Below are 19980 nucleotides of genomic sequence, written 5' to 3'. Positions count from 1 at the left end.
ATATACGTGTCACAGTTATTTCTTGAACTAATTCAATTGCCTAATTGTCTGATTTTCAGCGAATACCTATAATCATGGATTTACAAAATACTTAAATTGCTGTTGATGTATTGCGAACGATTTTTAATATACTCAAAAATCACTTCCGGCTCACGGTCAAAACGTTCAATATCACTTTTTTTATATGGGTCCATCAGGACAAACGGCCTGATTTGATCATAAAGCGCCAATATTTTTGGTTTCATATATTCAATTGTAAAGAGAGATTGGAGCGTTTTTTCTAGGAGATGCTTATAGAATTTACGAAATTCGGGTTCATCCAAAATGCGGGCGGTTAATGTATTAAACCCTTGAATTCTTACATAATCTGCAGCCATCCGCTCTCCATGGATATCCCTGCCCCAGGTGGCATCATAGTCCCAAGGAATCACTTCAAATAATCCGGTTTCCCCGCTTCTGTACAAAGCGTAATTGTGGACAAACCCGTCATAGTTTGAGGTGAACACAATGCCGGCCAGCCAGCGCAAATACTTATCGATATTCACATGCTTTGTCACTTCTGATTTAAATTGAGCTTTCGGGACAGTATTAATTTTAAAGATCATATCCTGTAAATAAAAATCATCTTCCTCAGTCCCTGTCTTCTTTTCATACCCATGCTCAAGTGACTTCTTCGTTTCCCTCTCCAAATCACTCACGAGAGAAAAATTAGCATCATCATCAACCGCGTAAAAAATCGCTCCGTCCGCCAGCTTCCTTTTCCTTAAATAATATTCATCCACGGATTCAAGCTCAAGATACACTCCTTCATTCTTTCCATTTACCTTTAAAAACACAAATTCTGCCCTTGGAGACAGCGTCCCCAGCTCTGAGAAAAAATCGAGAGACAATTTGTTTCTTATCATGGAAGGATCTTTATATTCCGCATTCAAGTGAACCTCGCGGGCGCCGCGAAATGTTTTCGGCTGATAATAGGAAATATGGTACGACTTCTTTTTGAAATCTCTAATATGAGATCCGCGATAAGCGATGTCGATATCAAATCTTTTCTGATTCACTTTCAACACAGCCGGAACCGGTTCATCGTCCCATATATCCTTTTTTAATTCCCGTAAGTCTTTTGGATGAATAAACAGCTGATAAAGAGGCAAATTTGATTGATTCTTCATCCGTAGTCCCCCTTCAAAATTAGGCTTTTATTTTTGTGAGATCTCAGCGGAACACTTATACACTTTTTACAATCGTGCGTACTATGTGTGTAGTAAGGATCTTCATCCTTAAACAAATTAAAAAAAGGAGGATTTCAATTGGGCCACTATTCCCATTCTGATATCAAAGAAGCGGTGAAATCCGCAAAAAAAGAAGGTTTAAAAACTTATTTATACCAAGAGCCTCGTGGAAAAAAACGCAGTCATAAAAAGTCGCACCGCTCTCACAAAAAATCTCGCAGCCATAAAAAATCTTACTGTTCACACAAAAAATCTCGCAGCCATAAAAAATCTTACTGTTCACACAAGAAATCTCGCAGCCATAAAAAATCTTACTGCTCACACAAGAAATCTCGCAGCCATAAAAAATCTTACTGCTCACACAAGAAATCTCGCAGCCATAAAAAATCTTACTGCTCACACAAGAAATCTCGCAGCCATAAAAAATCTTACTGCTCACACAAGAAATCTCGCAGCTACAAAAAATCATTCTGTTCGCACAGAAAATCTCGCAGCTACAAAAAATCATTCTGTTCGCACAGAAAATCTCGCAGCTACAAAAAATCATTCTGTTCACACAGAAAATCTCGCAGCTACAAAAAGTCGTACCGCTCTCGCAAAAAACACTGGAAAAATGATCATCATCGCAAAAAAGATGATTACGACAGCAAAAAAGAGTTCTGGAAAGACGGCAATTGCTGGGTAGTCAAAAAGAAATATAAATAATGAAACTGTCATCATAGGCTCCGGCATACGTACGGTAGCCTATTTTCTAATTCCCCTATATCAGTTATATGTCATGACATAGCATATGCAACCCGCATCATTTGGTTTCCTTGAATGGATTTCGTTATAATCATGGTACTCTTACAATAAAGGCGGTGTTGTTGTGTACATATTTCAAGCAGAAGAGCTTAGTGCCAAAGAGACGTATAAGCTGCTGTCAGGAGCCGTTATTCCGCGCCCGATCGCATTTGTTACAACACTTTCTTCAGGCGGGGCAATCAATGCGGCACCTTTCAGTTTCTATAACGTGGTCAGCTCAGATCCTCCGCTACTCAGTATTTCTGTTAACCGATCAGAAGGCCGGCAAAAAGACACAGCCAGAAACGCGATAGAAAACGGTGAATTTGTCGTCCATGTCAGTGATGAAGCCATCATTGAAGACATCAATGAAACGGCGGCAAGTTTAGGGCCGGACGAAAGTGAAATGACACGCACCTCTCTCCATTGTGTAGAGAGCACGGCTGTTTCGGTGCCCGGCATTCAAGAAGCCCGCATTCGTTTTGAATGCAAGCTCGAACGGCATATCACCTTCGACAATGATCATGGTGTGACCACGGCTGATCTGCTTATTGGCAGAGTTGTCTGTTTTCACCTCGATGAGAAGGTGTATGACGCAGAAAAAGGGTATATTTTGACGGACGAATTAAAGCCGGCTTCCAGATTAGCCGGAAACCATTATGCAAAGCTCGGTGAAGAATTTACATTGATTCGTCCGAGTTCATAAAAGGACTATTTATATAGAAGAAACTAGTCAAAAAGACACCGTTATTCAAAAAAGCCGGCGCAGCATGTGTCTGGCTTTTTTTGTTTGTAGGAATCACATTTGCACAAACCGTTTGCACTGATTTGGTCTTATAAATTCAGATGCTCCCCATTACAATTGAAATAAGCCCGCACGAAGAGAAGGACGGCAGACTGATATCACCTGCACATAAGGAGCTGATGGGCATGCCTTTAGACCAAAGAAGATCAGCCATTCTTCATCAGGTTCTCAACACAACCAGCTATGTTACTTGCGGCGAATTAACGGAGCAATTAAAAATTTCAAGGAGAACACTGTATTATGACATTGAAAAAATTAACAGCTGGCTGAAAGAGACCGGACTGACACCGATCAAAAGAAGGCGTTCAGCAGGATTTTATTTAGAAGACCAAACGAAAAAAATGCTGACATCAGAAATGAAAACGCTGACAAATTCAAGCTATGAATATTCTCCCTCAGAAAGGCAGGCAAGAGTGATCCTGCGCATTTTAACGAGAAACAGACGGTTACTTTTGCAGAACTTCATTGACGAAAATCACGTCAGCCGCAACACCGCTATTCAGGATATGAAGCATATTCGCGAAAAGCTGAAGACATGCGGCATCGTTCTTTCCTTTACCAAAGAAAAGGGGTATTTCTTCTCAGGAATAGAGCAGCAAAAACGAAAACTGCTGGCAGAATACGCAAATCAGCTCATGCAAAAAAGCAGCAGCACTGAGGCCGTTACCGATCTTTGTCCCGATCCGGCTGCTTGTGAACAGCAGATCCAAACCATGCGGTCTATGCTGCTGACTTTCGAAAAGCTTCTTCACATGAAATTTGCTGATCATGTTCTCGCGGGCTTAAGTGTGCACTTTACGTTATTTCTGATCAGATTAAAGGCGGGAAAAAAAATCACTCTAGAACAAGAAGAGCAATACGCCATCAGGCAAACGAAGGAATATGAAGCAGCCGTTCGGGCGGCGGCCGCGGAACTGCCGGAAAAAGCCTTTATTTCTGATCAAGAGATGTGCTACTTCACGATCCATCTGTTAGGGGCTAAAATCAGTCAGTTCCCCGCTTCAAGTCTCATTGCAGGTGAGCTGGATGCGGTACATGATATCGCGGACCGAATGATTGTCGATTTCCAGCGTTACGCCTGCGTGCTTTTTCAGGACCCGGAAAATCTAAAAAAACATCTGGTGCTTCATTTGAAATCAGCTTATTACAGGATTAAATATGATATCACCCCTCATGAGAGTGATGTAGCTGCCTCCATCAAAACGAAATACAGTGATATTTTCTGCTTAACGAAAAAAGTCGTTCATCACCTTCAAAAAGAATTAAGAAAACCTGTCAGCAGTGAAGAAACAGCTTTTATCGCCATGCATTTCGGAGGCTGGATGAAACGTGAAGGGGTCGCGCCCTCACTTAGAAAAACAGCGGTTATTGTCTGCCCGGGCGGCATCGGCACTTCAAAAATTTTACAGAGCCAAATAGAAGATCTTCTGCCGAATGTCGATATTCTGAAAACCGTATCAAGCCGTGTCTATGAAACAATGACGCTTGAAACTGATGTCCTTATCTCAACTGTTCCGCTCCCAGACAGAGGGGTGCCTGTGCTCATCGTTAATCCCATACTGAACAGCAAGGAAAAGATCAGCCTGCTGAAAAAAGTAGATGCGCTCTCAAACAGCGCTCCCCATTTCCATCCAAGTGTTCATGACATCATGGGCATCATCGAAAAACATGCAGAAGGCATTCATAAAACAGAGCTGATGCAAGAACTGACCGAGTATTTAGGACAGCCGCACAAACATGAAAAGGAGGCGAACCGCAAACCAATGCTTGCTGAATTAATGACACCTAACCATATAACGATGGCCGACTCTGCCCCCTGTTGGGCGGATGCCGTCCGCATGGCGGCAAAGCCGCTTTTGGATGACGGGTCTGTTACCCCGCAATACGTCGATGCCATGATTGCCACGATTCAGACACTGGGCCCATATATCGTTATTACGCCGAATGTAGCCATCCCGCACGCGAGGCCTGAAGACGGTGTGAATCGAATCGGCATGAGCTTTCTGAGACTGAACCAAGCCGTTTCCTTTTCAGACCGGCCCGAGCATTCAGTCCAGCTGATTATCGTGCTCGCGGCAATCGACAATGACACCCATTTGAAAGCCCTCTCCCAGCTCACGAATATGCTGGGTGATCCGGAAAACATTCAATTGCTGATTAACGCTCAATCGGCAGAAGATGTGCTGCCAATGATTCAAAAATACTCAAACTAGGAGTGATTCGAATGAAAAAAATCTTAATTGTTTGCGGAAACGGACTTGGATCAAGCTTTATTGTTGAAATGAATGTGAAAAAAATCATTGATGAACTGAACATCAGCGCTGATGTTACACATACAGACCTCACTTCAAGCAAAACGGAGCAAGCGGATCTGTATCTAGGATCAGCCGATATTGTGTCAGGTCTTGACGATGGAACTCGTAATGTTGTCGGACTCAAAAACCTGCTGGACCAGAAAGAAATCAAAGAAGCCATCCTTACCAACTTGTAACACACAAAAACATAGACGACGGGGGTGCATCTGATGCTTGATTTTTTGATTAACGATTTCCTGGGAACTCCTGCTATTTTAATTGGACTTTTTGCCTTAGCCGGTCTGCTTCTGCAAAAGAAAAACGCTGCGGATACCGTATCGGGCACACTGAAAACGGCAATGGGATTCGTCATTCTCAGCGCCGGGGCGGCGATTGTCTCAGATTCACTAGCCGTGTTCGGCAGCATGTTCGAAAAAGCATTCCACATTAAAGGCGTCGTACCAAATACAGATGCAATATCCGCCATTGCTCAAAAAACGTTTGGTACGGAAACGGCACTCATTATGATTTTCGGAATGATTGTTAACATATTGCTGGCGCGTCTCACGCCATTTAAATATATTTTCTTAACCGGCCATCATATTCTCTACATGGCTTCATTGATCTCCGCCGTGCTGATTACCGGCGGCATCAGCGGTGTTCCTCTCATTGCTGCGGGCGCCATTATTCTTGGGGGGCTGATGGTGCTGTCACCCGCCATCCTTCAGCCGTACACAAAAAAAATTACAGGAAGCGATGATCTCGCTCTCGGCCATTTCGGTTCTGCAGGCTATTTTATTGCTGGATTCATCGGCAAACATACGGGCAATCCATCTCATTCGACTGAGGATATCAAAGTTCCGAAATCATTAGGATTTCTGCGGGATACGTCAGTCTCCATTTCTTTAACGATGGCACTCCTTTTCTTTATTGTCGCTCCTTTCGCCGGAAAGGATTATATTGAATCATCGTTGAGCGGCGGAAGCCATTTCCTCGTTTACTCCTTTATGCAGGCCATTACGTTCGCTGCTGGGGTATATGTCATCTTGGCGGGGGTTCGGATGGTAATCGCGGAAATTGTCCCTGCTTTTAAAGGCATCGCTGAGAAGCTAGTGAAAGGCGCCAAACCCGCTCTTGACTGTCCGACGGTTTTTCCTTTTGCGCCAAACGCTGTGATTATCGGATTTTTATCCAGCTTCCTGGCAGGTATTGTTTCTATTTTTCTTCTTCCGGTCTTCGGTCTCAGTGTTATTGTCCCGGGACTTGTACCGCATTTCTTTACAGGAGCCGCTGCGGGAGTTTATGGAAATGCAACCGGCGGAGTGCGGGGGGCTGTACTCGGTGCGTTTGCCAATGGCATTCTCATTTCTTTTCTGCCTGCGCTTCTTCTGCCGGTTCTTGGCTCGCTCGGATTTGAAGGCACGACTTACGGCGATTCAGACTTCGGCATTATCGGGATTCTTCTTGGCTGGATCATACAATTCTTCAATTAAAGTGAGGTATGCGTCATGAAACATTTATTTTCACCTTCTCTGATGTGTATGGATTTAACAAAATTCAACGAGCAGATCACCATTCTAAACAGCCGTGCCGATATGTATCATGTTGATATCATGGACGGCCATTTTGTCAAAAACATTACGCTGTCTCCATTTTTCATCAGCCAGCTCAGAACGATGACAGCTCTCCCGATTGATGCCCACCTGATGGTTGAAAGGCCGGAGGATTTTATCGATATGACAGCAGAGGCCGGCGCTGATTACATTAGCGTTCATGCCGAAACCATTAACCGTTCGGCGTTTCGGCTGATACACAAAATCAAAGATCATGGCGCAAAGGTCGGGATTGTATTGAACCCGGCCACTCCGCTAGATTGGATCAGCCCTTATGTGCATTTGATTGATAAACTGACGATTATGACCGTTGATCCGGGTTTTGCCGGGCAGCCGTTTATCGCAGAAATGACTGGAAAAATCCGTGCGGCTAAAGAGTGGAGAGAAACAAATCATTATACGTATGCCATTGAAGTTGACGGCTCCTGTAATGAAAAAACCTTCCGCATGCTTGCGGAAGCTGGGAATGACATTTTTATCATCGGCAATTCAGGCCTCTTTGATCTCGATGAAAACACAGAAATCGCATGGGATAAAATGAAAACCATTTTTCAGCAGCAGACACATCCTGTAAAAATGCAACACCCGGAGTAATCCCCGGGTGTTTTTCTATGAAACATTTTCTCTCCCACGAACGTATAAAGAGATGAGTTTAGGAGGGATTGGTATGAGTACTCATTTTTGGCTGTTATTTCTGGTCATGGTATCGTTCAGCACAGCACTGCAATTTCTTATCAAAAAAAAGTTCGGTATCCATAAATCAGGCTGGCTGTACAAGCCAGTCAGCAGCACACAGAGATTAATAGAAATCTTTTTACTGATTTTGTTTGTTTTTTCTATGATCTTTTTCCCTGTGGGATATATGCTTCTTTTATTTTTTATTTCGATTGATTCTCTACGCTTTTTTATAGAATGGAGGTATAGACCTGAAGATAAACAATATATGTACCACCTGATTGATGCGGGCCTGTTTCTTGCTCTCTTAATATACATATGTATATTTTTCTAGCTTGTCAAATCCCAACAGCCGCCCCATCCCCCCTTGGATCGGCTCCTCCCTGGAGAAAGCCCTCCTCATCCACTGCGATTGCTGCGGCATGGCCCATCAGCGGGTCATAATCACTGACTGTCTCCACGAGATGGCCGCTTTCTTTTAGCATGTCGACTGTCTCCTCTGCGATTCTGTTCTCAACTCTGAGACCTTCATAATCCTCGCCCCACGTTCTGCCCCATACCCAGCGCGGTTCGCTGATTGCCTGCTGAGGATGCATTCCATAGTCCAGCATTCGGGTGATAATCGCGGTCTGAGTCTGCGGCTGGCCTTCGCCCCCTTGCGTACCGTACAGAATCTTCGGTTTCCCGTTCTTACAGACCATAGCCGGCATCAGCGTATGGAAACTGCGCTTTCTCGGCTCAAGTGTGTTGACATGATTTTCATCCAATGAGAAAAATGAGCCGCGATTCTGCATGAGAATGCCTGTATCCCCAGCAGTAACAGCCGAGCCAAATTCAAAGTAAAGGCTTTGAATGAACGACACCGCGTTGCCATCCGAATCCATCACCGCGGCATAGGCGGTATCACTGCCAATCGGTCTGCTTTCCGCCGGTTCAGCTATATAACCGATTTCTTCCGCCAGCTGCTTGGCGTAGCTTTTGTCCAAAAGCCTTTCCAGCGGAATATCAGCAAACACCGGATCAGTCAGAACGGCATTCCGATCCAGAAAACTCTTTTTCAGTGCCTCCACGAGCACATGATAATAGGTAAATGAACCATGTTCAATTTGGCTGAAATCATAGTTTTCCAGAATATTCAGCGTCAGTAAACCCGTAAAACCTTGAGAATTTGGGGGCGCCTGATAGACGGTGCCCCCCCGGTAATCACAGGATATAGGCTCCATCCACTCACCCCTGTGTGCTGTAAAGTCATCAAGCGTCATATAGCTGCCATTATGCTGTAAATACGAGACAATCCGCTGAGCGATATCCCCTTCATAAAATGCGCTTCTTCCTCTTTCAGCAATCATGTTCAGACTGTTCCCAAGCTCTTTTTGCACAAACCGTTCACCGGGGACCGGTGCTTTGCCGTTTTTGGTAAAAATATCAGCAGTGTAAGGTGTTGACGCCAGCAGTTCAAGATTCGCCGCTGTATGCCGGCACTGATCTGCAGATACAGGAAAACCATTTTCAGCATAATTGAGCGCAGGCTCCAATACATCAGAAAGCGACATCCGTCCGTATGTCTTCAGCACGGCATCCCAACTATCGACCATTCCCGGCACGGTAATTGCGCTGTCGATCCCCCGCAGCGGGATCTCATTTTTCTCCTTATACACGTCTCTCGTCACATTTTTTCCTGAACGGCCGCTGCCATTGTACACTCTTACCGCCTTTGTTTTTTGATGAAAGGTCAGCCAAAAGGAATCTCCTCCAAGCCCCGTCATATGCGGATAGACAACCGCCAGACAAGCGCTCACGGCGACAGCGGCGTCAAATGCGTTTCCTCCCTTCTCCAGAATACGGTTTCCCGCTTGTGATGCGAGGTAATGCGGACTGACGACCATTTGCTTAGTGCCGATAATAGATCTGTTCATCACAAGTCTCCTTTGCAAGAGATTTTCTTCAGTATAGAGAGCCTGAGTTTTCGCATCTACTGACCCGGAAGAAAAGCTGACGAACTTTCTCCTTTTCGTAAACATAAAAATACTTTATTGTTCATTGTGAAAATAAATTTAAATTAACTCTTACGAAATGAAACTTATATGATAAAATATTGACTAAAAGTCAAACGAAAGCAGGTGGAACAAATGGGCAATGAATATCAAATCCCCAACCTTGTTCTTGATGAGATAGACAAACAGATCCTTACCATTTTGCATGAGGAAGGAAGGATTTCTTATACGGATCTTGGCAAAAGAGTCGATTTATCACGTGTTGCAGTTCAATCACGTATTAATCAGCTGATTGAAGCAGGCGTTATTGAAAAATTCACAGCGGTGATCAATCCAGCTAAAATCGGCATTCATGTATCCGTGTTTTTTAATGTCGAGGTAGAGCCGCAATTCCTGGAAGAAGTCGCTCTAAAGCTTGAAGAAGAACCCGCAGTCACCAGCCTTTATCACATGACTGGCCCGAGCAAGCTTCACATGCACGGAATTTTCGCGAATGATCAGGAAATGGAAGAGTTTTTAACAAAACGGCTGTATCCGCTTCAGGGTGTCGTCAGCGTTGATTGCCAAATGCTGATCAAACGGTACAAAAGCCGTATGGGAATGAAGCTGTAAAGGAGAGAAACGAATGAAAAACCACCCTTATCGGGATATGACGGCCGCAATGGTGCGCACCGGAATCTTAGGCTTCGGGGGCGGGCCATCGGTGATTCCGCTGATCCGCCATGAAGCGGTGAATAAATATAAATGGATAGATGATGATGAATTTGGAGAAATATTAGCCATCGCCAATGCACTCCCCGGACCGATCGCCACCAAGATGGCGGCATATCTGGGATTCAAACTAAAAGGCACGCTAGGCGCAATTGTCGCTACTCTTGCCCACATTTTGCCTACATGCCTTGCGATGGTTGCCTTATTTGCGGCAGTAAACGTCTTAAGCCACTCTGCGGTTGTCGCCGGCATGATTGGCGCCGTGACGCCGGTTATCGCCGTTATGCTCGGTATTATGGCATATGAGTTTGGACAAAAAGCGCTCAAAGGATTTGGCTGGGTCACCGGAATCCTGTTTTTTATCATCGCTTTTATCGGACTGCAATTGTTACAGATCAACCCCGGCATTGTCATTATCATATTCTTAGCATACGGAGCATTTCATTTTAAACTGAAAGACAAAATCACAAATAAACATTCAAAAGATAAAGGAATGTCCGCCTCATGATCATTATGTTTTTATTCACAGCATTTTTTATCGCAAACGTTCTGGGATATGGCGGCGGCCCAGCCTCTATCCCGCTGATGTTTGAAGAAGTCGTAAACAGATACGGCTGGCTGTCAAACGATCAATTCTCTAACATGCTCGCACTTGCGAATGCATTGCCGGGCCCGATCGCAACCAAAATCGCCGCTTATGTCGGCTACAGTGCAGGCGGCTGGCCCGGCTTTCTGATTGCGCTGATCGCGACTGTTGTGCCATCCGCGTTCGCGCTGATCGTCCTGCTGCGCATCATTCAGCGCTTTCGCCAATCACCTGTGATCAAAGGCATGACGCTGTCTGTTCAGCCAGTTATCGCTGTCATGATGCTTATTCTCACTTGGCAAATCGGCGCAGACGGCATCAAAGCCATCGGCTGGATTCAATCCTTAGTGATTGCGGGCATTTCCCTCCTTTGCATGACAAAATTCAAACTGCATCCGGCTTTCCTGATTATCGCGGCATTTTTATATGGAGGGCTTGTAGTTCCTCATTTATAGAAAAAAGCACCCTCAAAGGGTGCTTTTATTTTGGGCCAGAAATGCCATTTGTCATATAAATTGTTTCTTTGCCTGCATCATTTTTGATCACGTTTTTGATTTGCAGCGTGTTTCCTGACATTCTGGCAAATTGCTTCTCTTGAGATGAGTTTGTTTTGACGTGTATCCATTCCTCAGATCGCGGCATTTTCCAAGATAAAAAGAATCCTAGAATAAGCATTCCAACAATGACGGACAACAGCAGCTTCACACGGCATCACTTCTTTTCAATAGCCTGCCCGCAGTTTCTATTGCCTGCTGATCAAATATAATATCGCCGGGACGATTGCCTTCTCCCAGCACATAGCCTTCAAATGACATTCCCATAAAATCAAAAATGTGACCAAACTGTTCTATCAGCGGCAGCCCCTTTATCTTAGGATTGTCTCCTCCGGCTGCTATCACATATGCCTGTTTTGCCGACATTTGCTCTTTAAAATCAGGAAATCGCGGATCTCTCATGGTCTGTGACCAGCGATCAATGAACAGCTTTAACGTTCCTGACATACCGAACCAATAAATGGGGGTGGCGAATACAAGAATATCGCACACCAATACCCGCTCAATGATAGAATCGTAGTCATCTTGAACAGGACGAAAGCCGCCTTGAGCGTGACGCAGATCCTCAATCGGCTGGATCTGATATGTCCGCAAATGAATGTGCTCCGCACCGAATCCTTGAACAGCCTTCTCCGCAAGAATATCCGTATTTCCGCCAGGCCTCGTTCCGCCATTAATGACCGCAATTTTCATGATGCATCTGCTCCTTTGTTTACGAATGATTTTCTCCATCATATAATGGATTCATTAATCAATACAGATGATTATTTCGATTACTCCAATCGATATAGCCGATTTAGAAAGGACGAGAACATATGGAATTGAAGCAGCTGATCACCTTTATTACGGCGGCAGAACATGTAAACTTTACCCTAACCGCCAAAATGCTTAATTATGCACAATCAAGCGTTACCTCTCAGATCAAATCACTTGAAGAAGAAATCGGGACTCCTTTATTTGAACGGCTCGGCAAGCGGCTCATCCTGACAGAAGCCGGCAAAACATTCAAATCCTATGCGGAGAAGATTATTGCGTTAACAGAAGAAGCAAAAATGGCCGCAAATCAAGTAAGAGAAACAACCGGAACCTTGAAAATCGGAGCGACAGAAAGCCAGTGCACATATCGCCTTCCCCCTATCTTAAAAGATTTTAAACAGGCTTTTCCTCAAGTAAAGCTCATATTCAAACCGTATATTTCCAACGAACAAGCGAAAGAACAGCTCTTACAGGGCCAGCTTGATATTACCTTCATTTTGGATGTGAACCGGACGGAAGACGCACTGCACGTTGAATCTCTGATTCAGGATGAGATCAAAATGGTGGCTGCCAATGACCATCCTTTTCCAGCAGACTCACCAGTGACATTGAAGGATCTTCAAAACGAAACCCTTCTTCTGACAGAGGACGGCTGCTCATACCGCACGCTCTTTGAGGACGCTTTACATGACGCCGGTGTCTACCCTAACAAATTAGAATTCGTCAGCATAGAAGCCATCAAACAATGCGTGATGGCCGGACTTGGAATTGGACTATTGCCTGAAATGACAGTAAAAGACGATATTGCCGAAGGTCGGATGAAAGAACTCCACTGGCAAAACGACTGCCTCGTTTTTACTCAACTAGCATGGCATAAGGACAAGTGGATGTCTGCGCCATTGAAGGCTTTTATCGATTTGACGCGGAAAACATTCAAATAAAACCTCTCTGCAAGGACGACAAGGTTTTTGATAAAGCAGGAAAGCACACAGCATACAAAAAAACACTTGATGGCTTAGAGCCCCAAGTGTTACCCGTGATTTTTCTGATAAAACGTTCGTAAGACATGTGTTTCAAGGTCAGCCAGGCGGACAGGAATCGGCAGCCTGCTTTCTTTATTAAGCAGGCTCATCGTGATTTGATAGCTGCTTTCTAAATCAATGTTATTTCCGCAAGACAAGAAAATAGGCTTCACGTCCCGCCGCGTCCGCAGCGCCCGGCCATATACCTCACCGTCAATGATAATATCTGTGTATGAACCGACTTCATTTTCAGGCATTACGAAATCACAGCTTCTGATTTTGAGATAGGTTTTCGCAATCCCAATTGTCGGCTTATTGAGAAAAAAAGCCGCATGGGTGGCAACGCCCATATGGTTGTAATGCAGATACCCGTTGCCATCAAACAAAAACACATCCGGTTCTGTCTCCAGCTTTTTGGCCGCCTCGATGATCAGCGGCAGCTCGCGAAACGCAAGGAAACCAGACACATACGGCACACTGATTTTCCCCATGCTGTGCACTTTTTCAATGACTTCTTTTGTATCAGCGTCAATGACGATGATACAGCACACTCCATACGGTTCTCCGTCCTGTTCCCAATAGGCAAGGTCGACGCCTGCGCAGGTTTTGATCGAGTCTGGGGTGATGGAGGGTGATAGGTTGATTTTATGTATAAGGGATTGTTGTGTTTGAACAAAATCCGATTCATCTTTTAAATGAAAATCGTGAATTTGATGTACTTTCATTTCACTTGTTTTCCTCTCTTAAAATAGTCTTTTCGCTCAATCGTCCTGCGTTTCGATACAACCATAGACTGACATTCTTTATTGCTTATAACCTTTTTTCAAGGCGATAAAATTCCCATTAGGATAATTTCTATCCCAACCACATGGAAAATAACCCGCTTTATAAATTTTAAAAAGCTTTTCAAAAAAATTGTCTATTTTCCCGTTTATTGCCCTATTTATAGCACAATTATTTAGGTCTGCTACGATCTCTTCAAAAAAAGTATTAAATTCAGTCGCAGCACTTCTGACATTTTCAGAAAAAATCTCTAGTAATATGTCTAAATTTTGTGGTTTTTGATCATGGCTAATTCATAATATTTGTCCCATACTTCACTCATTTCATTTTCTTTTAGATCATTCCACGTATATTCATCTTCATCAAATACATCTTCATAAGCATAGTATTTCGCTTTATCTTTATCATTAATAATTTTAGTAAAATAAGAAATATCATCTGATGTAACTACTTAAAAGGTTTTGGAAAAAACAATAACTTCTTTTACTTTATTATGATAACGCCCGTATTTCATTACTTATTATACCACCTTACCTAAAGAACAACTGTATCATTACCGCTTTTCCCCAGTATCTTTTTCCGTTCTTTCATTTACGGTTAAATTGAAAGCAGATAGTATTAATATTCATTTTTAATTTCTTTCATAAAAATATAATCTAATTGTTTACTTAATTCTTTAAGCTCAGTACACCTTACCTCTTCTAGTGAATTGTCCCAATCTTCGTTTTTTATAAGTTCAATGCCATAGCTTCCGGTTGGATCCCCTTCTGGGTACCACCCTACGTCAAGCAGCAATTTTTTTGTCTTATGAGAAATCTGTAGGAGGTCTTGATTAAAGTCAAATAACCAAGCATCATCATTTGCCTCTAGAGTCTCAGGATCAGTATCTTTTAATGTAATATAATCAACAGTCCAACCAGCCGGTATCTTTAGCCTTAAGAAATTGGGAACCTGTTTAGTTAGCGGCTTCAAATCCTCTAAACCCCCGCTTCCCACACTCCAGATTTGATATTCTAACTCTTCTAATAATTGTTCTATTTCATCAAAAGAGTCTTCTTCATAAATCTTATCCTTTTTTAAGCTAACAATTTTGATATGATATTGATCACTTTCATAAATTACCTTAATTAAGGCGTTACGTTTTTCATTTTGCAGTATTAGTAATTCACATTTTTCTTCCATTATTTTTTCTGAATTTAAATTGTTCAGTACTACAGACCAGCCATCACAGATTTTTAATGGCTGTAATTGAGAAATATGATCTCTGTCCATCCCGCTTCTCCTTGTACTTCGTTGGCCTATCTTTAAAAAGCTTCATTATTGTAAAAAAACTTGCCGATGACAACACGGCAAGTTTATGACTATAGCAATTCTAATACATCAGTAAACAAGGCATCTCCTAATGTTAATCTCCTGTTGAAAGGCTGTATATGTGGCAATTCACTCCACTCATACACAGTATCGTAGTAATCATACAAATAACTGAGTTCGATAAACCCTTTCTTTTGCATTATTTTATTGATATAGTTCGTTCCCTGAATGAATTCTAAAGATTCAGCGGTCCCTACAATATCATAAGCGCCATCAATTAAATCGTGTCTTAGGGAATAACTATAATCTAGTACATAAACAGGAACCAATTTAGATACTTTCATATTGATTTGCTGTTCTAGATGAAATCCATTTTCCCCAGAAAGGTCTTGCATGTGGATATTGATTTCTCCAGAAGGATTGTATACATCTCTAACTTCAATTTTTTTCAAACCTTTTATTTGACTAAATTCATCAGGCGCTTTTATTTTCTCTGCACATTTGTTCTTATACCATTCGTCTAATTCCCTATTCATAAATAGACGTTGAAGCAACTCACCAATTTCAGGATATTCATTAATAAATCTGATTCCATGTTCCATAATAGTAACCATTCCATCCATTAATCCATTTGTTATTTAACTACTTCCACCAAGTAGTTGTTACTTGTTTTAAATGATATTCAATATATAAAATCACTTTTTTATAGTCGTCTGATGAAAATTCTTTAATAGGCTCCTCCCAATCATTATTTTTGACTATTAAAACCAGATAGTTACCTTCAGGAGAAATGTCAGGAACCCAGCCTAAATCAAGCGTTATTGAGGATTGTTCATGATAAAGCTGCAACAAACTGTCTGTGAACAAAAACCAGGAATCATCATCCGGTTCTAAAGTTCTTGGATCTATTTCAACAAAATGATTATAATTCACTTTCCAACCTTGTGTTATTCTTAGGGGATGTATATTAGCTTTTGGAACATCTAATTTAATATGTTTTCTCATTAACAAAACCTCTTTAGTTTTGTTTTCAGTCACTTGATATAAACTATTTTCATGGTTTACCTTAGTAAATTCTAGCCTATTTATTTTTTCTCCCTTTAAATTGGGTGTTTATTGTTGAACCTATTCCATGAATACCAGCTTGATGCTCATTTGGGAATTTTGTAGAGTGGACAGCAGCTTTTTTTCTCATCGGTTAACCAGCGTTTCCGTAGCTATCCAAGTGAAGTATAAAAGAGATCTGAAGGCGTTTCTATTTTGCATTAAAACCCTCAAGATTTTTTAACTATACTATTAATTCCTTCAAAAATAATATCTCTCATAACTTCATTATTACTTTTATAATTTCTTTCATTTTTTATTTTATTAAAAACTTGCTTGATAACCCCATCGATCATTATTGTTAACCCTTCAACGTCTTCTTCACCGCCTTCTTTTTTAAACATTTCATTTAATATAATTAACTTCTGTTCTTGCGACATTACATTCTCTCCTTTACATTTTCGAATCATTTTATTTTACTATTGACAAAACTTAAACTTTAATTTTTTTCTCTATAAATCAACAGTTTTGAATTAGTTTTACCATTAATCCTGTAAAAGCTTGATCATTTGTAATGTTTCTTGCTTTCACAAAGTAAAAACTAAAAAGCAGGTACAGTATAACTACCTGCTTTTTAGTTAAATTTAATTACCAGAGTTAATTTCTTTTACAAGGATAGCTTCGTTACCGTACTCTTCAATGTCGGCCTTTAGCCAACTGCTTTCCTCTTCTCTATATTTATAAAATCTAAGTGTCGCAAAACTTTCATCAATACTTAGAATCACAACAAATTTATGTTCAGGGAATTTTTCTTTTAAATGGTGTTCCCAACCATCCACTATCTGAAGCGCATAAAGTAAAATCTCTTCACCGGACAAATCACTGTAGTCTAAATAATCGTTTATGCGAAGTTCATTACACGATGCTTCATACCCCGTTTTATCCCCATACATTTTTAAAATTCTATTCCAATTTATAGTTGGATTATCAGTTAACTCATCCTCTAGATCTAGAATAAAGCAATCGTCTACTTTAACTATATTAGGTGAAATAATATCCTTTAAATTAGATAGGTCAACTTTATTTGTATTGCTCAAATCTTCAAGTCGTTCTTTTAGTCTTTTCATATTTTTATTTGTATATTCCATTATAATCTACACTCCTATACTAAAATACAGGATCCTCACCTAAAAATTTCAATCCCTTATTTATAGCTTTCTGAACGCTTTTGTCTTTAAGTACTTTTTGAATTTTGCTAGGTGCATCTTCGCCTGTTTTTTGGTCATAAAACTTTCTTGTTTCAACATCAAAGTACCATTTTTTATTATTTGGCTCATGATAGTGAATTTGACCTTCTCTTTGCCCTGGATTTGGGTTTTCAATGTCTATTCTTTCTGTCTTCCCATTTTGCCATGTTGTCTTACTTGCAATCTGAGTTCCATTTTGACCGAAAAGTTTCTTACTATTCCCGCCACCACTACTCGCCATCTTCACAATCCCAAGATCTTTAACAGATTTCGTTTCCACATCGACACGGACTGTCGGGATTCCGAACGTGAAGCCATCCGGAGTTACTGGGCGTTCTGCGTACACGCGGACATTTGTCGGGACTTTGAATTGTTTTACTTTTTCGAGTGTCTTGTTTGCTTTTTGGACTTTTGAATGGGTTGCAAGCGGGATGCCTTTATCAATATTTTTCGCCAATGCGCCTGCTCCAACTAAGCTTAGTGCAGCTTCCAGCGCCCCTTGCTTCCGCTTCTCCTCAGACACTTCGTTACCAAACATATCTCTTCCTGTGACAGCTTCAGAGAATCCGTTTGACGCAACAAGGCCGTATGCGCCCATTTCTGACATTTTTAGAATGTCTAAAGACTTGCCTGTTTTGTAGGCATCTAAAGCGTGTTCCGCCGCGATAGCTGCTTTTCCGGTTTTGTAGATCGCTTTTCCGCCTTTGAAGGCGCGGCCTGCCCAGCCAACGACTGGGATGAATCCGGCTGCGGCCATTGCTCCTGCTGTCACACGTTCTGCGGCGGAGAGTTTTTCTCCGGTAACCGGGTCAACGCCTTCCGTTGCTCTTTTATAATCATAATAGCCGGAGACTTCACCGGTAAAGGTGCAAATCCCGTCCCATGTTTTTTCGTACCACGGTTTGTTCGCTTCTTCCTCCGCTTTTTCCTGAAGCCGTCTTGCTTCGGCTTGCTGGGCTTTTGCGTCAATATAGGTTGTTCCCTGTTTTTCAACATCAATCACGCTTTTGTAGACTTCATTGCTGTGGAAGGCTTTTTTGTCATAGTACATAGGGGATGCGCTTTTCCCATTGCTGGTGGCCTGCATAAGAACAGAATATTTGCTGAGCACTGCGTTGTCCAGAGATTCTAAATTTTGATATTCAGTGGTCAGGGATTCATCAAGCTTATCGACTGCCGTGATCGTGTCACGCCTGATTTTTTGGGCATCTCCCATCTTATCTGCATAGTTGTCAAGCGTGTACATGTCGAGATCAATAATATCGCTGATGCCTGACAAAATAGAATCGATTTCTGCTTTATGAGCGGAGACAATTTCTGAGGCTTTTAAGTCTCCATTGGGGAGCTCATGATCCAAAAATGACGTCTCCACATATGAATCACTGAGTTCTTGATCTTTAATATCACCGGAAATGCCGTTTAAAAACGCAATTTGAGCAGAAACAAGCGTCAGCCAGCTGTCGGCGATTTCCGCCTGTCCCTGAAAGAAGTCCTTAATATTGTCCGCGCCTTTTCCTTTAAAATCGTCACCTAAATCAGCAACTTCCTGAAACGCCTTTTTTAGCGTGTTCAGCTGCTCTTCCAGCGTCTCATATTGCTTTTTTCTATTTTTCGCTTCATCGATTAAAGATTGTGATTCAAATACTTTACTCATCGCACTGCCCTTTCTCTTCTATTTTACTGCGATCGCCTCATCCTGCTCTTTCAGTGAATCAACATTATCCTTCGTATCCTCGATATTTTTCTGTACCGCTTTTTTGTAATCTCCGAGCATGGTTTTGATGTTCTCCTCACGCTCATGATATTTTTTCGTATAATCGAGTTTGTTTTTTCCATTGGACCCCGCGGCGCCGATTGATACGTCAGCAAGCGCATCTTTGACAGACTCTAATGTTTTGATTACGGTATCGTATTTCAATTTAATTTCTGACATAAAAAAGATCACCACAATTTAATAGATTTAATTTGATTAACAGCATCCTCCAAGAATTCTTCACCCTTAGCAAGAGTATCGCCAGCAAAATTCGCTAGCTTTAATTCTTTGTCATAGAGAAATTTCATAGATTCCAACTGAATAATCTCCATCTGAATTAAAGACATATAATGGTTATATTTATCATTCACAATCTTGGATGCTTCCGATTTTGCCTCTTCTCTTCCCTTGTCGAAATCATCAGCTTTTGTTCCCGTCCAATGCTTGCCTAATTCCGGTTTCACAATTTCTTTGATTTCAGTAATTGCCTCTTCTTGCAGTGTGTCTATATCCTTTTTTGCTTTTTTCAGCTTTTCAATCTTGTCTTCAACGTCTGAAATTTTTCCGTTAAGTGAACTTTTGATATTTGCTAATACACTTTCATAACCCATCTGTATCACCTCTTAATACTCAAAAAGTCGTATGGAGGGGCTGATGAAGATAGACTTTTCCATACTTTATTTCCATATATTATATTTTAAAATAGCCGGAAGGCGGCTTAAATAGGGTAAACGGCTTAATTTAGGCTTATAATGCTCTGGATAAGGAGGTCTAAAGTCTCTTTTTTGTTCGTTATAAGGTCAATGCGAGCGTTTTATAT

General features: G+C 41.7%; 24 protein-coding genes and 1 pseudogene. 11 read left to right on the top strand and 14 right to left on the bottom strand.

The window, feature by feature from the left end; genetic code table 11:
* Positions 1 to 80 precede the first annotated feature (80 nt).
* Positions 81 to 1169 carry a spore coat protein CotH gene (gene cotH / locus ACQVGS_RS02895; protein WP_151174578.1) on the bottom strand — a complete coding sequence of 363 codons (1089 nt, stop codon included), beginning with the start codon at positions 1167 to 1169 and terminating at the stop codon, positions 81 to 83.
* Between the two features lie 138 nt (positions 1170 to 1307).
* On the opposite strand from cotH, the gene ACQVGS_RS02890 reads away from it, so the two are divergent.
* The 7 genes from ACQVGS_RS02890 (at position 1308) to ACQVGS_RS02860 (ending at position 7733) form a co-directional block, all read left to right on the top strand.
* The gene (locus tag ACQVGS_RS02890; protein WP_491830898.1) at positions 1308 to 1934 is read left to right on the top strand and encodes a CotG/ExsB N-terminal domain-containing protein; all 627 of its coding nucleotides are present in this window, start codon (positions 1308 to 1310) and stop codon (positions 1932 to 1934) included.
* A 163-nt stretch (positions 1935 to 2097) separates the two neighbouring features.
* Entirely contained in the window at positions 2098 to 2718 is a 621-nt protein-coding gene (locus tag ACQVGS_RS02885) for a flavin reductase family protein (RefSeq protein WP_106021939.1), read from the top strand.
* A 224-nt stretch (positions 2719 to 2942) separates the two neighbouring features.
* Positions 2943 to 5030: a BglG family transcription antiterminator gene (locus tag ACQVGS_RS02880; RefSeq protein WP_106019674.1), complete on the top strand. Its 2088-nt coding sequence runs from the start codon at positions 2943 to 2945 to the stop codon at positions 5028 to 5030.
* A gap of 11 nt (positions 5031 to 5041) precedes the next feature.
* On the top strand, positions 5042 to 5308 hold the full coding sequence (locus ACQVGS_RS02875) for a PTS sugar transporter subunit IIB (RefSeq protein WP_024123087.1): 267 nt from the start codon (positions 5042 to 5044) through the stop codon (positions 5306 to 5308).
* Between the two features lie 33 nt (positions 5309 to 5341).
* Positions 5342 to 6604 carry a PTS ascorbate transporter subunit IIC gene (ulaA, locus tag ACQVGS_RS02870; protein ID WP_188323341.1) on the top strand — a complete coding sequence of 421 codons (1263 nt, stop codon included), beginning with the start codon at positions 5342 to 5344 and terminating at the stop codon, positions 6602 to 6604.
* 15 nt (positions 6605 to 6619) lie between these two features.
* A complete protein-coding gene (gene alsE / locus ACQVGS_RS02865) occupies positions 6620 to 7318 on the top strand; it encodes a D-allulose 6-phosphate 3-epimerase (RefSeq protein ID WP_188323342.1) in 699 nt (232 codons plus the stop codon).
* Positions 7319 to 7391: 73 nt separating this feature from the next.
* Entirely contained in the window at positions 7392 to 7733 is a 342-nt protein-coding gene (locus tag ACQVGS_RS02860; RefSeq protein ID WP_095712858.1) for a DUF4181 domain-containing protein, read from the top strand.
* 4 nt (positions 7734 to 7737) lie between these two features.
* Here ACQVGS_RS02860 and ggt read toward each other — a convergent pair whose 3' ends face one another.
* Positions 7738 to 9315 carry a gamma-glutamyltransferase gene (ggt, locus tag ACQVGS_RS02855; RefSeq protein WP_106019677.1) on the bottom strand — a complete coding sequence of 526 codons (1578 nt, stop codon included), beginning with the start codon at positions 9313 to 9315 and terminating at the stop codon, positions 7738 to 7740.
* A gap of 213 nt (positions 9316 to 9528) precedes the next feature.
* Between ggt and chrS the strand changes: the two genes are divergently transcribed.
* The 3 genes from chrS to chrA are packed head-to-tail and all read left to right on the top strand — an operon-like array spanning position 9529 to position 11145.
* The gene (gene chrS / locus ACQVGS_RS02850) at positions 9529 to 10005 is read left to right on the top strand and encodes a chromate efflux transcriptional regulator ChrS (protein WP_024123092.1); all 477 of its coding nucleotides are present in this window, start codon (positions 9529 to 9531) and stop codon (positions 10003 to 10005) included.
* A gap of 13 nt (positions 10006 to 10018) precedes the next feature.
* Positions 10019 to 10612: a chromate efflux transporter subunit ChrB gene (gene chrB, locus ACQVGS_RS02845; RefSeq protein ID WP_024123093.1), complete on the top strand. Its 594-nt coding sequence runs from the start codon at positions 10019 to 10021 to the stop codon at positions 10610 to 10612.
* The gene (chrA, locus tag ACQVGS_RS02840; protein WP_069486818.1) at positions 10609 to 11145 is read left to right on the top strand and encodes a chromate efflux transporter ChrA; all 537 of its coding nucleotides are present in this window, start codon (positions 10609 to 10611) and stop codon (positions 11143 to 11145) included. The genes chrB and chrA overlap by 4 nt, the downstream gene beginning before the upstream one ends.
* 25 nt (positions 11146 to 11170) lie before the next feature.
* Here the strand turns inward: chrA and ACQVGS_RS02835 are convergent, their stop codons facing one another.
* Positions 11171 to 11395, bottom strand: coding sequence for a hypothetical protein (locus tag ACQVGS_RS02835; RefSeq protein ID WP_059292391.1), 225 nt, complete (start codon positions 11393 to 11395; stop codon positions 11171 to 11173).
* Positions 11392 to 11937, bottom strand: a complete 546-nt coding sequence (locus ACQVGS_RS02830) for a flavodoxin family protein (protein ID WP_106021934.1) — start codon at positions 11935 to 11937, stop codon at positions 11392 to 11394. The genes ACQVGS_RS02835 and ACQVGS_RS02830 overlap by 4 nt, the downstream gene beginning before the upstream one ends.
* Positions 11938 to 12059: 122 nt before the next feature.
* Between ACQVGS_RS02830 and ACQVGS_RS02825 the strand changes: the two genes are divergently transcribed.
* Positions 12060 to 12941, top strand: a complete 882-nt coding sequence (locus ACQVGS_RS02825; protein ID WP_106021933.1) for a LysR family transcriptional regulator — start codon at positions 12060 to 12062, stop codon at positions 12939 to 12941.
* Between the two features lie 89 nt (positions 12942 to 13030).
* Here ACQVGS_RS02825 and ACQVGS_RS02820 read toward each other — a convergent pair whose 3' ends face one another.
* The 10 genes and pseudogenes from ACQVGS_RS02820 to ACQVGS_RS02775 all read right to left on the bottom strand — a co-directional run bounded on the left by ACQVGS_RS02820 (position 13031) and on the right by ACQVGS_RS02775 (position 19771).
* A complete protein-coding gene (locus tag ACQVGS_RS02820; RefSeq protein WP_106021932.1) occupies positions 13031 to 13747 on the bottom strand; it encodes an endonuclease V in 717 nt (238 codons plus the stop codon).
* 78 nt (positions 13748 to 13825) lie between these two features.
* A pseudogene (locus ACQVGS_RS02815) lies at positions 13826 to 14319 on the bottom strand (hypothetical protein).
* A gap of 104 nt (positions 14320 to 14423) precedes the next feature.
* Positions 14424 to 15077, bottom strand: a complete 654-nt coding sequence (locus ACQVGS_RS02810) for a hypothetical protein (protein WP_059335106.1) — start codon at positions 15075 to 15077, stop codon at positions 14424 to 14426.
* An 89-nt stretch (positions 15078 to 15166) separates the two neighbouring features.
* A complete protein-coding gene (locus ACQVGS_RS02805; protein WP_059335368.1) occupies positions 15167 to 15718 on the bottom strand; it encodes a hypothetical protein in 552 nt (183 codons plus the stop codon).
* Positions 15719 to 15758: 40 nt separating this feature from the next.
* Positions 15759 to 16121 (bottom strand): hypothetical protein, encoded by a 363-nt coding sequence (locus tag ACQVGS_RS02800; protein WP_059335107.1) that lies wholly within the window; start codon positions 16119 to 16121, stop codon positions 15759 to 15761.
* Positions 16122 to 16390: 269 nt separating this feature from the next.
* Entirely contained in the window at positions 16391 to 16600 is a 210-nt protein-coding gene (locus ACQVGS_RS02795) for a hypothetical protein (RefSeq protein WP_059335108.1), read from the bottom strand.
* A gap of 204 nt (positions 16601 to 16804) precedes the next feature.
* On the bottom strand, positions 16805 to 17308 hold the full coding sequence (locus ACQVGS_RS02790) for a PM0498 family protein (RefSeq protein ID WP_106021931.1): 504 nt from the start codon (positions 17306 to 17308) through the stop codon (positions 16805 to 16807).
* A gap of 19 nt (positions 17309 to 17327) precedes the next feature.
* Positions 17328 to 19061 (bottom strand): ribonuclease YeeF family protein, encoded by a 1734-nt coding sequence (locus tag ACQVGS_RS02785; protein WP_263463480.1) that lies wholly within the window; start codon positions 19059 to 19061, stop codon positions 17328 to 17330.
* An 18-nt stretch (positions 19062 to 19079) separates the two neighbouring features.
* Positions 19080 to 19340: a YwqI/YxiC family protein gene (locus ACQVGS_RS02780; RefSeq protein ID WP_044159631.1), complete on the bottom strand. Its 261-nt coding sequence runs from the start codon at positions 19338 to 19340 to the stop codon at positions 19080 to 19082.
* Between the two features lie 8 nt (positions 19341 to 19348).
* Positions 19349 to 19771, bottom strand: a complete 423-nt coding sequence (locus ACQVGS_RS02775) for a YwqH-like family protein (protein WP_024123101.1) — start codon at positions 19769 to 19771, stop codon at positions 19349 to 19351.
* Positions 19772 to 19980 lie beyond the last annotated feature (209 nt).

Source organism: Bacillus sp. SD127, assembly GCF_058566445.1.
The sequence above is the reverse complement of the archived record's forward strand: the minus strand, read 5'-3'. Positions and strand labels throughout refer to the sequence as shown.